Raw genomic sequence first — 13,776 nt, forward strand, 5'->3', positions numbered from 1 at the left:
ACGCGACCTGATGCCGGCCTCTGCCGATTTCCGCGCAAGCCCGATTTCAAGGTCACGCGGTGCACCGAAAAGCGGCGGCGACCGGCCAGCCGACCGCTGGCCCTGGCCGCTTATCCCATCAATCAGGCCGCCACTGCCGCCGGTCCTCCGCCGCCTTCAACACTTCGAAGGCAGCCTGAACGGCATGGAACCGCCGCGCCGCCTCCGGATCGTCCGGGCGCACGTCGGGGTGGTTTTCCTTGGCCAGCCGGCGCCAGGCCGCGCGGGCGTCGGCGAAATCGGCGTCGACCTCCAGCTCCAGCACCTCGAGCGCGCGCATTTCGTCGCGCGAGCGCGACCCGTCGCCCGGCCCTGCCCAGCCATGATGGCTCGATTCGCTGAAGCCGGCGGCTTCGCGCCGTTCCTTCGCCTCGCGCTGCTTCGCTTCCTCTTCGCTCAACCCTTCGAAGTAATTCCAGTTGCGGTTGTATTCGGCCGCATGCGTTTCGCAGAAATACCAGCGTTCGTTGCTGTTGGGCGATTTGGGTGCAGGCCGGTCGCCCGGTTCGCTGCACCCTTCCCGGTCGCACAGACGCACGCGAACGGCCTCGCGCTCGCTGCCGTAACTGCGCCAGCGGGGAAATCCCCAGTCGATGGATCGCGAAGATCGAGGCATGGCTCACGACATAAGCGCTTGCCGCCGCCGCGCAAGCGATCAGTCGATCCGATAGTGGATGCCCTTCATCATCCCGCCGCACCCCGCACCGCCATCGGGTCGGTAGGTCTTGGTATAATGAAGGCCGCGGAAGACATCTTCGCTCGCTTCGGTGAAGACGAAGGGCGGGTAAGAGGCGACCGCCCGCACCCGGTCGGTATGGCCGTCGGCGGTCACGTCATATTGCAACCGGACCCATCCCTCGAACCCCCAGCGCCGCGCTTCTCGCGGGAATGCGTTGCTGCCGACGCTACTATCCGACGTCGGAGGCGCGTCGAGCATCGCGCATTGATCGGCGGCCAGGCCCGTCTTTTCGAACGCCGCCCGGGCAGCGGCGGTATCACCGCGATCCGCCCGTATCGAGGCCGTACGGACCAGCGCCCCGATCCGCAGCGGGTCCTTGTCCGCGAGGCCGGAGCCGGACGCGGCATCGGAGAGATAGGCCAAAGCGGCCTCCTGATCCTTCCTGCCGGCTTCCTCTGCAGCGATCAGATCGAGCGCGGCGCGCGCCTGTCCGTCCGCGCTGTAGAACGGATCTTGCAACGCTTGCTCGAGCGCCTGGCGATAATCCTCGCCGCGTTGCCACAACTGGAGCGCGATCGCGAGCCGGGGAAGCGGCGGCGCATCATGGGCCTTCGCGGTTTCCAGCGCTTCTTCGGCGAGCGCGGCGCGTTCCCCATAGGGCGTCACGCGGTTCGTCATCATGTCGAACAGGATCGGCAGCCGCGCCAGCGCATTCTGCGGGTCGGTCGCGGCGAGCCGCCGACGATCGGCCGCCAGGCGCCGCGCATCCGAGGGATCATCGGCAGGTACGGTCGCCACCCCCTGATCGGCGATCCAATCGGTCAGTGCGCCGTCGAGGAAGTTCCACACGTCAGGCCGCTCGGCCACGGTGGCGCAGCGAAGTTCGACCCGCGCGCGTGCACGGAAGAATGCCGGCATTTCCGCGACCTGTTCCGCCGACCAAGACCATTGGCGCACGGCGCGGGCAAAGGGCAGACCGACACCCTGCCTGTTGGCGTACACCGGACGGGCATAGGGCACCGAACCGTCCGCGCCCACGAAGAATTCGACCACCGCGACATCATCGGGCCGGAAGCCCTCCGGCCCGCCGCAATCAGGCGGCACGATCTGGCTTGCACTGTCCAGGCCCAACTCGTTCGACTGGACGGTATAAGCGAGATATTTGCGGGCAAGCTGGTCCTTCCCCTCCTTCAGCGCGGCGATGGCGAAGTCGGAGCGCGCGGCAACGTCGTCGATGTCGGTCCTGGGCGTCAGTCCGCCCAGTTCGGAGACCGCTTCTTTGGCATGATCGCCGGCGCGTTCGAACTGCCCGAGATTGAGGTACAGTTCGGAGATCGCCATTTCGACGGTCGCCCGCGCCTTTCCGTCGAACGCATCGTCCGCCTTGAGAAGTGCCTCCGCCTCCTTCGCCCGGGGCGCCATTTCGTTGGGCGCGATATAGGTGCCGGTGGCGATCATGCCGCGCAGGGCAGCCATCCGCTCCGCCGATGTCGACGAGAGATCCAGCGCCGCGCGATAGGCATCCAGCGCGCCGGCATAATCCAGCCGCCCTTCCTCGATGACGCCCATCATCACGAAGCCGCGCCGGCGATCCTCCGCAAGCGACGGGTCGTCGTCCGGAAGCGCATCGAGCGCGGCCCGAAGATCGGCGAGCGCTTCGTCCGAGCGATGCAGGGCGACGAGCGAATCGCTCTTGCGCAAACGGACGACGGCAACGCTGCGCGGATTGTTTCCCACGCGCTGTTCGAGGCGTTCCCACGCGGCGAGGGCTTCGGCGTCCTTTCCGCTGTCGGTGAGCTTCGTCGCATGTTCGAACGCCTGCTGCACCGTCATGCCGGAACCCGTGTCCTGCACCGGCGCCGCATCGGCGCCCACTGTCACGATGCCCGCCAACGCCATGCCGCAGGCAAGAACGCGTAATGCCATGAGATCCCTTCCCCCCTTTGTACGGGGAGCTTGGCGGGTCCACCACGCGATGTAAAGCGCCAGAGGGCCTGTAAGCCGGGTTCTGTCCCCCGCCCCTGCGGGCGGATGGGCGACCATTCCTCTAGGACGATGCTTGCGCAACGCCTCCAGCAACCAACCCGGGCGGCGGGCCGGAACAAAGCCCATATGCCGCCCCTATTCGGTCTTGCTCCCGGTGGGGTTTGCCGTGCCGCGACCGTTGCCGGCCACGCGGTGCGCTCTTACCGCACCCTTTCACCATGACGCTGCCGAAGCATTGGGCCGAAGCCGCACGCCGTCTGCTCTCTGTGGCACTTTCCCTGGGGTCGCCCCCGCCGGGCGTTACCCGGCACCGTCGCTTCCGTGGAGCCCGGACTTTCCTCGTGGGAGTTCCCACGCGGCCGCCCGGCCCTCTGACACGTCCCCGTTACTCCGCCCCGCGCGGTTTGGGCAAGAGCAGCGACAGCAGAAGCATCCGGCATTCGCGGTCGATGACGCCGTCGACCCGTTCGGGTCGAAAGCGGCGCTGGAACGCGATGACCGCCGCCTCCGGCGCTGCGATGTCGTATCCGAAGCATTCCAGGGCGCGCAGAAAGCCGGCGTCGCTCCAGTGCGGATCGGCCAGGCCGAAAGCGGGCCGCGGCAGTGCCAGCCGGTGATGCGCCAGCCGCGACCAGGGAAAGCGTTCGCCGGGATCCTGCTTGCGCGCCGGTGCGACGTCGGAATGCCCGACGATGTCGCCACGCCCGACACCGTGGCGACGCTTGATATCGGCGAGCAGCGGTATCAACGCCGCGATCTGGGCCTCGGGAAAATCGCGATATCCCCATTCATGGCCGGGATTGACGATCTCGATGCCGACCGACGCGCTGTTCACGTCGGCAATGCCGCGCCACCAGGATCGCCCGGCGTGCCATGCCCGCCGGCTTTCGTCGACCAGCTTCAGGATGCTGCCGTCTTCGTCGACGACATAATGGGCGGAAACCTTCGCCGCCGGATCGCGCAGGCGAGCGATGGCCGAGCCGGCATCCTGCATGCCGGTATAGTGCAGGACGACCATGGATACGGGCAGCGCCCGATCGTCGAAATTGGGCGACGGCGCATCGATCATGCGCATGAAGGGCGGAACCGGCAAGCGACCATATCCCCCTGATGCCGCGCCCGCGCGATCAAGGCAATCGGGTTAAGGCCACCTGCGAAGCGGCGGCGCCGGCCGCGTCCGGACGATACATTCCGCGGTGCCGCTCGCTCGGCACCAGGGCCTCGGTCTGGCCGATGACCGTCTCGCCCGCCCCCATGATCAGCAGGCCCTGCGGCCGCAGCACCGAGGCCAGGCTGTCCAGCGTGCTCCGGCGCAGCGCGCTCGGGAAATACATGAGAACATTGCGGCACAGGATGATGTCGAACCGCCCGGCAGGCGGAGGGTCCTCGACCAGGTTGTTGCGGCGGAACTGCACCAGGCGCTTCAGCTCCGGCCTCGCCGACCATTGTTCGCCGCCCTCAACGAACCACCGGATCATCTGTCGCACCGGCAGGCCGCGCTGGATTTCGAACTGGGAATAGCTCCCCGTGCGCGCGCGATCGATCGCAGCGGCGGAGATGTCCGTGGCAACGATTTCCGGCATCGGCCGGCCTTCCGGCCATTCGGCGAACAACATCGCCAGCGAATAGGGTTCCTGACCGGTGGAACAGCCGGCACACCAGATCCGCAGCCGGCGATCGCCCGCTTGCTGCTGCATCGCGGCCGCGGCGCCGACGATCTGTTGCAGCACCGTGCCATCCCGGAAAAAGGATGTTTCCTGATTCAAGATCGCCTCCACCACCTTATCGGCAAGATTGCCCCGTTCGCCGGCAAGCAGGACCGACACCAATTCTTCCAGACTGGCCAGACCGTTGTCGCGCAGGATCGGCTTCAACGCCATCTCTACCCGCCAGCTCCGGCCGGATGCGAGCTGCTGGCCGGTCTTCCTTTCCAGCAAGGCGGAAATAACCGCCATTCCGCGGGTCGGCGCCCTGGGAACGGGTGTGCTCAGCATGCGGGCCGACGTCGCCGGGCGATCATCGCACCGATCTCTTCGGGCCGCAGCACGACATGGGCGTGACCATCCGCGACGATAGAGCCCGGCATTCCCCACACCACCGAACTCGCCTGATCCTGGACCGCGACGATTCCGCCGGCACGATGGACCGCCTTCGCACCCAGGCAGCCGTCGCGTCCCATCCCGCTGAGGATGACGGCCAGCGCGCGGGCGCCATATACGTCGGCGACCGAGCGCAACATCGGATCGACCGACGGCATGCAGCCGCTCGGCGCGGCCGTCTCGATCAGACGCACCGCCGCGCCGTCGGAAAGGCGCACGCATCGTAGATGCGCGTTGCCCGGTGCAACCAGAATTCGCCCCGACTTGATCCGGCTCAGATCGTGCGCGACCTCGCAGGGCCGGTTGGCGAGCATCGCCAGTTGCGCGGCGAAATAGGGCATAAAGGACGCCGGCAGGTGCTGGGTTACGAGAATCGGCAGGTCGAGCCTGTCCGGAATGGCCCGCATCAGCTTCGTCAGCGCGTGGATCCCGCCGGTCGAGGCGCCGATCGCGACGATATCGAAGTCCAGAATCTCGTCCGGCCCGACCTTCGCGGGCAGCGGCGGGCACCCCTCGGGTTCGTCGAGCAACCGAAGCAGACGGGCACGAAGAACATCGTGAAAGCGGCCGGCCGGCGCGCCGATGCCGGGCTTTACCAGCGTGTCGGCCGCGCCGAGCGCCAGCGCCTGCACCGCGGTCGCGCCGCCCTCGTCGCAATTGGAGGATACCACCAGGATGCGGGCGCCATCGCCGGCACGCAACAGGTCCGGCAACGCCGTAAGGCCATTGGTGACCGGCATTTCCAGATCGAGCAGGATGGCATCGACCCGCCGTTCGCGCAGGATGTCGAACGCGGCGTCGCAATCACCGACGGCGCCGGCGACCCCGAACCCCGGCATCGCCTCGACCATGCGGCTGAGGACCGCGCGCGCGACGGCGGAATCGTCGACGATCAATACGCTGCGCTGCGCAGGCGATGCGTCGATCGCCGCTACCGCGATGCCGGCGGGAACATTCATGGCGCCGGGCCGTCAGCCGAGGCCGACGATCTGAAGCTTGCTCTCCAGCGTTTCGCGATCGAACGGCTTCATGACATATTCGTCGGCGCCCGCTTCGATGGCGGCGCGGATATGGGCCATGCCGTTTTCCGTGGTGCAGAACACGACCTTGGGGCGCGCCGTCATTCCGCTGTCGCCGAGCGCGCGCAGGAAATCCATCCCGCTCATGATCGGCATGTTCCAGTCCAGAAGGACGACATCGGGCGGCGTGGCCATGCAGGCGTCCAGCGCTTCGCGGCCGTCACCCGCCTCGCGGACTTCGAAATCGAGCGTTTCGAGGATGTGCCGGGCAACCTTGCGGATGACCTTCGAATCATCGACGACGAGACAAGATTTCATAGTGAATCACATCCTGTTGACTTGATACCGGCTGATAGTGCCACACGGGTCGTAAGCACGGTGTTAATCGCAGACCGTGTCACGCGGCGATTTTCGGGCCGGGAACGAGCGCCGCGATGTCGATGATCAGCACCGCTTCACGGTCGCGTTCGATCATCCCCCTGGCGACCGCTCCCCAATCGCCGTCGAGCGCCACGCCGTTGGGCAAAGGCTGCTCCTCGAACGCCACCACGTCGTCGAGCGCTTCCACCAGCACCGCATAATGATGCCCGTCGACCCGGGTGACGACCGCGCGGCCATCCGGCGCATCGCCGGGTGCGCCGAGCGCGCGGCGGCTGTCGATCACGGTGACGACCCTGCTGCGCAGCGCCGCGAGGCCGCGAATATGGTCCGCCGCGAGCGGAATGGGCGTCACCGCGTCGATATCGACGACCGATTCGACCTGGTCGGAGGGAATGGCGACGGTGCGCCCGGCGACAGTGGCGAGGAGAAACAGCGACGACATCAGACGGCCCCCTCGATACGTGCAGCGACGGCAGAGAGCAGCGCCTTTCGGTCGTAGCGGAATATATGATCTCCGCTCCGTCCGCCGGACGTGCGGTGGGAGGAAAGGCGCAGGACCGCCGCGCCCAGCGACGCATAGCGCTCGTCGTCCTCGTCATCGCCGGTCAGGATCACCGCCGCACGCGCTCCTTCCGGCAGGCGACGGACGACGCGGTAGCCCGCCTGTTCGAGCAACGGACGGACGAAGCCGTGCATCCAGCCGTCATCCCTGCCGGCAAGCAGACAGATCGGATCGCCGTCAGCGCGGTGGACGGCTTCCTCGTCGCCCGCCAGGATCCAGTTGGCGTCCACGATCTCGACCTGCCGCCCGTCGTGCAGCACGGCGCCGGCCACGGGGCCGTCCTCGTCCGCCGGCACGATGTCGCCGTCGATCGCGACGATGTCGAGCGCCTCCGATACCGCATAGGCGACCTCGTCCGCGCCGTCCCGGAGCCGAAGAACCGCTATCCGGTCCCTGCCCGCCGGATCGCCGATCGCGCGGACCGGCACGATCCGGCCATCGATCGCGATACGCAGCCGGCCCGCCGAATAGCGGACGGCGTCGCCCGCGACGTGCTCGATACGGTCGACTACGGCCAGCGGAATGGCGCGGGTGCTGCCGTCGAGGTCGACGAACAGCAGTGCCGGCATCCCCGGCGCCTGCTCTTCCTTGTCGGCGTCCTCTTCGAGCGCCTCGGCGGCGAGGCCGAAGCGCATGCCGCTGGTGGCGGCGATCCCGGCGCAATCGAGCACCAGCATGGGCATGCCGTTGTCGGGCAATGTCTGTCCGCCATAGACGCCGGTCGCCATCACGTCCGGAGCCGCGGGCTTGATCACCAGTTCCTCGTTGTCGAGCACGCCGTCGACCCCGATGGCGAAGCTGCCCGTGCCGATGCTGACGATCAGGAGCATTGCGTCGGCACGATCGGCCCGGTCCGGCAGCCGCATCAGTTCGGCGAGATCGACCAGCGGCAGCTTGCGGTCGCGCACCATCACCACGGCGCCGCTACCCAGCCTGTCGATGCGGATATTGTCCGCCTGCGCGCTCACGATTTCCTCTATCGCCTGACGCGGCACGGCGAAACGCTGATCGCCGAGCCGCACGACCACGGCGGAGATGATCGAAAGCGTCAGCGGCACATGGATCGCGATGCGCAGCCCCTTGCCCGGCGCATTGTCGAGATCGATCCGTCCGCCGATATGGTTGATCGCCGCACGCACGACGTCCATGCCGACGCCGCGGCCGGAGATGTCGGACACCTCCTCTTTCGTCGTGAGGCCGGGTTCGAAAATGAGCGCCAGCTTGGCCCGGTCGGGAAGCGCGCGCATCTCCTGTTCATCGCGCGCGCCGGCGGATGCGAGCTTGGCGATCACCTTCGCCGTGTCGATGCCGCGCCCGTCGTCGACGATCTCGATCACGATCTGATTGCCGGACTGGCGCGCCGCGACCGTCAGCCGGCCGTTTTCGCGCTTGCCCGCGGCACGCCGTTCCTCCGGCGTTTCCAGTCCGTGGTCGATGGCGTTGCGGATCATGTGGACGAGCGGGTCGCGCATCGCCTCGATCATTTCGCGGTCGAGTTCGACATCGGCGCCCTCGATATTGAGCACCACCGATTTGCCGAGGGTCGCCGCCGTATCGCGCACGACGCGCGGAATGACGGAGAACAACGTGTCGAGCTTTTGCATGCGCGTCCGCGTCACCGCCTCGCGCATATCGGCAACGCTCGCCGACATCCGTTCCAGCGCCGCCTCTACGGTCGGATCGACATCATCGGCGCGCAGGCGACGGGCAAGTTCGTTGCGGGCAAGCACCATGTCGGACATGCCGCTCATCATCCGGTCGAGCAGATCGACGTTGAGCCGCACGCTGCGCGATGCGGCCCGCGGCGTCGGGGTCGCGGCGGCGGCGCTCGATTCCGCACCCTTTTCGAGTGCTGCGATCAGCATGTCCTCGCCCGAATCGTCCAGCGCATTGCCGGCGTCGATCGCCTCGACGATGTCGCCGATCCGGTCAACGACGGCGAGCACCGCATTCACCAGCGGCGGGTCGGGAATGCGTTCGCCTTCGCGAACCTGGGCCAGCACGTCCTCGGCCGCGTGGCTGAGCCGCTGCAGGCGGGGAAGATCGAGAAAGCCGCAGCTTCCCTTGACGGTGTGGACGAAGCGAAAGATCGCGTCGAGCCGCGCACAATCCTGCGGCGCGGCTTCCCACGCGATGATTTCGCCCGACAGCGTTTCGAGCGTTTCACGCGTTTCGGCGATGAATTCTTGCAGTAGGTCGTCCATGGTTCCCCGCGCCTTGGCCGGGAGACCTTTGCCGAGGGAGGGTTAAGGCCCGGTTTACTCCGTGCGAAAGGAGGCGCCGAAGACGAGAATGTCGTCTTCGGGCGGCGAAATCTGCAGGCGGCCGCCGACGTCCGCCACCAGATCCCGCACCAGGTGCGCCGCCGCCGCCCGCGGCGTAGGCGCGGTGTCGTTCGCGCCACCCGACAGGGCGCCGCGAAGCTCGGTATCGAGCACGATCTTCGGGCCTTCGGCGCGCACACCGATTTCGAGGGCGCCGTCCTGCGCCTCTGCACCGATATCGAGCCGTCCGCCGCGCACCAGCGCATCGCCCCCGATCAGGGCGAGGTTGAGCAGGATCTTGATCGCGTGTTTGGGCAACACGCTTTCACCCACCATCCAGCCGATCTTCACGCGCTGATTGTCGCCGAACAACCCTTCGATGGCGGTCTGCGCCTCCCGCGTGTCCACCGTTTCCCCGAAGCCGCCGGCGGCGCCGAATGCCAGGCGGAAGAATTTCAGCTTGTTCGCCGACGCCCTCGCACTGTCGGCGAGCAGTTCCAGGCAGCGCGCGCGCATTTCCGGGTCGTGTTCGTCGGCCAGAAGCTCGAGACCGTTGTTGAGCGCCCCGACGGGGCTGAGCAGATCATGACAGAGACGAGAGCACAGCAGGCTTGCGAATTCAGTCGAGGAAATATTCAATCGCCAGGCTCCCAGGCTCGTCATCGTCCCACGCGACCGCGCTCACCGATCGCACGACTCGCTTACCAGTCATGATATCGAAAGCAACCGGATCGAACCGGCCGTGAACGGCGCCTTGCGACACGGCGCGCCAGAGTCGGGCCGTATCCCCGCCGAGGATCAGCCACAGGCGCCCGTCCGCCGCCGCAGCCGCCGCATCGCGCGGCGACGGCGCGGGACGGCCGCCGGGATGGGAATGATAACAGCCCAGAATGTCGAAGCCGCCCGGCGCGCGCGAAAGGCGGTGGACGCGCAGCAACGCGCCGGCGTCGATCTCGAAGCTGTCGGCCGGGCGCGAAGCGACGTTCGCGGTGGCCATCGCATGCCGGACGACGTCGTTCGTGCCGCGCAGAATGCCGCAGATCTCCTCGGCGGGACGCGCACGGGCCGCGAGCAGCAAATTTCGCAGGGTCGCACTTGTAATCAGGGGCGCCATTCCCATCTTCGCTAGCGCATGGGCCGGGGGGTTTCCACAATCGAAGCGCAGATCGCGGAGCAGGCGCACGGCTGGCGGCTCGACCGCGCCCTGGCAGAGGCGATCCCCACCCTGTCCCGCGAGCGGCTGAAGACGCTGATCGCCAGCGGCATGGTGTTCGATCCGAAGGGCGTGCCGCAGCGCAACCCTTCGTCCAAGGCTTCCGCCGGCGCCATTTACAGCGTCACCCTGCCCGAACCGGAGCCGGCGCATAATACGCCGCAGGCGATCGCCCTGAACGTCGTCTATGAGGACGAGCACCTGATCGTGATCGACAAGCCGGCGGGCATGGTCGTCCACCCCGCCGCGGGCAATGCCGACGGAACGCTGGTGAATGCCTTGCTGCACCAGTGCGCGGGACAGCTTTCCGGCATCGGCGGCGTCGCACGGCCGGGAATCGTGCACCGTATCGACAAGGATACGTCGGGCCTGATCGTCGCTGCGAAGCACGACCGCGCGCATGAAGGGCTGGCCCGGCAGTTCAAGGCGCATTCCATCGATCGCCGCTATCTCGCCATCGTCGGCGGCCGGCTGGCGACAGGCGAAGGAACGATCGAGGCGCCGCTCGGACGATCACCCGCCAACCGCAAGAAGATGGCGATCGTGCCGGGCGGCAAGAATGCACGGACGCATTATCGCCTGGTCGAACCATTGCGGGAGGCGGCGCTGGTCGAATGCCGGCTTGAAACCGGCCGAACGCACCAGGTTCGGGTCCATATGGCGTCGATCGGTCATCCCCTGCTGGGCGATCCCGTATATGGACGGAGCAGACCGGCGCACCGGGCGTTGTTGGCAACGCTGGGTTTCCGGCGCCAGGCCTTGCACGCGGCGCATCTTGGGTTCATTCATCCCGTCGATAGCAACGCTTTGGCGTTCGATAGTGAAATGCCTGCGGACATGCAGGAACTGTTCAACCAACTTCACGTATAGTCAATGCGGCTTTCCGATGACGGGCATCGGGGCGGCGAAAGGGAGAAACGGCAATGGCCAGCGGCAGCAACGTCCCCGCGACGATTCCCGCGCTCGGCGGAGAGGCGAGCCTCAACCGCTATCTGTCCGAGATCAAGAAATTCCCGATCCTGACGCCAGAGCAGGAATATATGCTCGCCAAGCGCTTTCAGCAGCATGGCGATACCGAGGCGGCCGCCCAGCTCGTCACCTCGCACCTGCGACTGGTGGCCAAGATCGCGATGGGATATCGCGGATACGGCCTGCCGGTGTCCGAGTTGATTTCCGAAGGCAATATCGGCCTGATGCAGGGCGTGAAGAAGTTCGAGCCGGACCGCGGTTTCCGCCTCGCCACCTATGCCATGTGGTGGATCCGCGCCTCGATCCAGGAGTTCATCCTGCGTTCCTGGAGCCTGGTGAAGATGGGCACGACCGCCGCGCAGAAGAAATTGTTCTTCAACCTGCGGCGGATGAAGGCGAAGCTGGACGCGTTCGAGGACGGCGACCTGAAGCCCGAGGACGTGCAGAAGATCGCCAGCGATCTGGGCGTCACCACCGACGAAGTCACCAGCATGAATCGCCGCATGGCGATGGGCGGCGACACCTCGCTCAACGTACCGATGCGCGAAGAGGGCGAAAGCCAGTGGCAGGACTGGCTGACCGACGAGGAACCGTTGCAGGACGAACGGGTCGCCGATGCGCAAGAGGCCGATGTCCGCCACGACATGCTGGTCGAGGCGATGGAGGATCTGAACGATCGCGAACGCCATATCCTGACCGAAAGGCGGCTGACCGACAATCCGCAGACGCTGGAGGAACTGAGCCAGGTTTACGGCGTAAGCCGGGAACGGGTGCGCCAGATCGAGGTGCGCGCGTTCGAGAAGCTGCAAAAGGCGATGATGCGCCTTGCCGGCGAGAAGCGGTTGCTCAGCGCCGCCTGATCCGCTTATGCCGCCCTTGATGGGCAATCGCGCAAAGCGTCGATCGAAAGCGCGCCGCCGGCACGGGCCGGTTCGGCGCGCTCTGTTTTTTCTCGCCAAGCTGGTGCTGGCCTTCGTCCTGGTGTCGGTCGTCTGGGTCGGCGTCTATCGCTTCGTACCGCCGCCGATTACCGCAACGATGGTCGGCGACATGATCTCGGGCCGCGGCGTCACGAAGGACTGGACGGCGCTGTCGCATATCGATCCCGATATGCCGCGCGCGGCGATGGCCGGCGAGGATACGCGCTTCTGCCAGCATGACGGCTTCGACTATGAAGCGATCCGCAAGGCGTTCGAGCGCAACGAGAAAGCCGGCCGCGTCGTTCGCGGCGGCTCGACCATCAGCCAGCAGACGGCGAAGAACGCCTTTCTGTGGCAAGGCGGCGGCTATTTCCGAAAAGGCCTGGAGGCCTGGTTCACCTTTCTGATCGAAACGCTGTGGACCAAGCAGCGGATCATGACGGTTTATCTGAACGTCGCCGAAACCGGGATCGGCACCTATGGCGTCGAAGCCGGGGCGCAGCGATATTTCGGCCACGGCGCGGGCACGCTCAGCAGGCGTGAAGCCGCGCAGATCGCGGCGGTCCTGCCGCTGCCAAAGCGGCGGGCGGGAACGGCGCCGACCGGTTTCACCCGGCGTTACGGCAACACGATCCAGCGCCGCATGGGCGTCATCCGCCGCGGCGGACTGGATAGCTGCCTGCGCTGAGCGCGATCGCCGGCGCAGGCAGCCGTCGCAATCACGCCGCCATCAATTCTCGTCGACGGCATCGCCGGCCTGCTGCGCCGTATCGCCTACCGTGTCGCCGGCCTGTTGCGCGGTATCGCCCACCTTGTCGGCGGCATCGCTGACGCTTTGTGCCGCGCCGTCGATCGCCTGCGTCTGGACATCGTCGTTCCGGCTCTGGTTGAGCAGGAAATAAGCGCCGACGATCACCAGGATCAGCACCGCAATGCCGATCAGCAGCCCGCCGCCGCCACTACGACGCTCGACGACGGTGGTGTGCGGCCCCTCGCCCGTCGTCGTGGTTTCGGTTTCGGTTACGCGTTCGTCACTCATGGCCATCCCTCCGTTCAAAGTGCGCGGTCAACGGCGGGGGCGCGAATATTGTTCCCGGAGCGGAATGGTCACGCGACGCTGCGGCGATGCGTGCAGAGGCGATCGGTCCTGCTGCGCCGTCGCCCCGGAAGGAGCGCATTCCCGCAAGGGCGGGAACCAGGGCCGCAAGCGCCGCGCCCGAAGCCCTGGTTCCTGCTTTCGCAAGAGCACAGCGAGGCGACCCGGCCCGACGCGCTCCGGCCATTCCGGACACTTGCCGCGCCTGCAGAGCGGCAGAGACTTTAGAAGGGGAGCTTGAAACCAGGGGGAAGCTGCATGCCGCTGGTCATCTTGGACATCTCCTCCTGCGAAGCGGCATCGGCCTTGGCGCGGGCGTCGTTGAAGGCGGCGATGACCAGATCCTCCAGCATGCCTTTTTCCGACGGCTGCAGCAGCGATTCGTCGATGTCCAGGCCGATGACGCGGCCCTTGGCGGACGCGCGGACCTTGACCATGCCGCCGCCGGCCGCGCCCTCCACCTCGATATCGTCGAGCTTCGACTGCGCTTCCTCAAGCTGGTTCTGGACGTTTTGCGCCATTGCCATGATGTCTTCGAGATTCTGCATC

15 protein-coding genes and 1 other RNA gene are annotated in these 13,776 nt (G+C 66.7%); 3 read left to right on the forward strand and 13 right to left on the reverse strand.

Features of this window, described 5'->3' with window-relative positions; all coding sequences use genetic code 11:
- Window positions 1-118: 118 nt before the first annotated feature.
- The 11 genes from RPR59_RS09855 to RPR59_RS09905 all read right to left on the reverse strand — a co-directional run bounded on the left by RPR59_RS09855 (window position 119) and on the right by RPR59_RS09905 (window position 10,143).
- Entirely contained in the window at window positions 119-655 is a 537-nt protein-coding gene (locus tag RPR59_RS09855; RefSeq protein WP_313913556.1) for a DnaJ domain-containing protein, read from the reverse strand.
- A 39-nt stretch (window positions 656-694) separates the two neighbouring features.
- Window positions 695-2,644: an energy transducer TonB gene (locus RPR59_RS09860; protein ID WP_313913558.1), complete on the reverse strand. Its 1,950-nt coding sequence runs from the start codon at window positions 2,642-2,644 to the stop codon at window positions 695-697.
- A gap of 55 nt (window positions 2,645-2,699) precedes the next feature.
- Window positions 2,700-3,079, reverse strand: an RNA gene (gene rnpB, locus RPR59_RS09865) — RNase P RNA component class A.
- Between the two features lie 10 nt (window positions 3,080-3,089).
- Window positions 3,090-3,779, reverse strand: coding sequence for an N-acetylmuramoyl-L-alanine amidase (locus RPR59_RS09870; RefSeq protein WP_313918452.1), 690 nt, complete (start codon window positions 3,777-3,779; stop codon window positions 3,090-3,092).
- A 52-nt stretch (window positions 3,780-3,831) separates the two neighbouring features.
- Window positions 3,832-4,584: a CheR family methyltransferase gene (locus tag RPR59_RS09875; protein WP_313913560.1), complete on the reverse strand. Its 753-nt coding sequence runs from the start codon at window positions 4,582-4,584 to the stop codon at window positions 3,832-3,834.
- A 107-nt stretch (window positions 4,585-4,691) separates the two neighbouring features.
- The gene (locus RPR59_RS09880; protein ID WP_313913561.1) at window positions 4,692-5,762 is read right to left on the reverse strand and encodes a chemotaxis protein CheB; all 1,071 of its coding nucleotides are present in this window, start codon (window positions 5,760-5,762) and stop codon (window positions 4,692-4,694) included.
- A gap of 12 nt (window positions 5,763-5,774) precedes the next feature.
- Entirely contained in the window at window positions 5,775-6,140 is a 366-nt protein-coding gene (locus tag RPR59_RS09885) for a response regulator (RefSeq protein WP_313913563.1), read from the reverse strand.
- A gap of 79 nt (window positions 6,141-6,219) precedes the next feature.
- The gene (locus RPR59_RS09890) at window positions 6,220-6,645 is read right to left on the reverse strand and encodes a chemotaxis protein CheW (RefSeq protein ID WP_313913566.1); all 426 of its coding nucleotides are present in this window, start codon (window positions 6,643-6,645) and stop codon (window positions 6,220-6,222) included.
- The gene (locus RPR59_RS09895; RefSeq protein ID WP_313913569.1) at window positions 6,645-8,969 is read right to left on the reverse strand and encodes a chemotaxis protein CheA; all 2,325 of its coding nucleotides are present in this window, start codon (window positions 8,967-8,969) and stop codon (window positions 6,645-6,647) included. Before RPR59_RS09895 ends, RPR59_RS09890 begins: the two co-directional genes overlap by 1 nt.
- A 54-nt stretch (window positions 8,970-9,023) precedes the next feature.
- Window positions 9,024-9,668: a histidine phosphotransferase family protein gene (locus RPR59_RS09900; protein ID WP_313913571.1), complete on the reverse strand. Its 645-nt coding sequence runs from the start codon at window positions 9,666-9,668 to the stop codon at window positions 9,024-9,026.
- Window positions 9,649-10,143, reverse strand: a complete 495-nt coding sequence (locus RPR59_RS09905) for a M67 family metallopeptidase (protein WP_313913573.1) — start codon at window positions 10,141-10,143, stop codon at window positions 9,649-9,651. Before RPR59_RS09905 ends, RPR59_RS09900 begins: the two co-directional genes overlap by 20 nt.
- A gap of 18 nt (window positions 10,144-10,161) precedes the next feature.
- Between RPR59_RS09905 and RPR59_RS09910 the strand changes: the two genes are divergently transcribed.
- From RPR59_RS09910 to mtgA, 3 genes are read left to right on the forward strand one after another with little or no spacing between them, the layout of a single operon-like run.
- The gene (locus tag RPR59_RS09910) at window positions 10,162-11,112 is read left to right on the forward strand and encodes an RluA family pseudouridine synthase (RefSeq protein ID WP_313913574.1); all 951 of its coding nucleotides are present in this window, start codon (window positions 10,162-10,164) and stop codon (window positions 11,110-11,112) included.
- Between the two features lie 53 nt (window positions 11,113-11,165).
- Window positions 11,166-12,071 carry an RNA polymerase sigma factor RpoH gene (rpoH, locus tag RPR59_RS09915; RefSeq protein ID WP_313913576.1) on the forward strand — a complete coding sequence of 302 codons (906 nt, stop codon included), beginning with the start codon at window positions 11,166-11,168 and terminating at the stop codon, window positions 12,069-12,071.
- Window positions 12,072-12,090: 19 nt separating this feature from the next.
- Complete coding sequence (gene mtgA / locus RPR59_RS09920) at window positions 12,091-12,819, forward strand: monofunctional biosynthetic peptidoglycan transglycosylase (protein WP_313913578.1); 729 nt, start codon at window positions 12,091-12,093, stop codon at window positions 12,817-12,819.
- 42 nt (window positions 12,820-12,861) lie between these two features.
- Here mtgA and RPR59_RS09925 read toward each other — a convergent pair whose 3' ends face one another.
- A complete protein-coding gene (locus RPR59_RS09925) occupies window positions 12,862-13,170 on the reverse strand; it encodes a hypothetical protein (RefSeq protein ID WP_313913580.1) in 309 nt (102 codons plus the stop codon).
- Between the two features lie 281 nt (window positions 13,171-13,451).
- Complete coding sequence (locus RPR59_RS09930; RefSeq protein WP_313918454.1) at window positions 13,452-13,775, reverse strand: YbaB/EbfC family nucleoid-associated protein; 324 nt, start codon at window positions 13,773-13,775, stop codon at window positions 13,452-13,454.
- Window position 13,776: the final 1 nt, after the last annotated feature.

This window comes from Stakelama saccharophila, assembly GCF_032229225.1.
GTDB classification, from domain to species: domain Bacteria; phylum Pseudomonadota; class Alphaproteobacteria; order Sphingomonadales; family Sphingomonadaceae; genus Sphingomonas; species Sphingomonas saccharophila.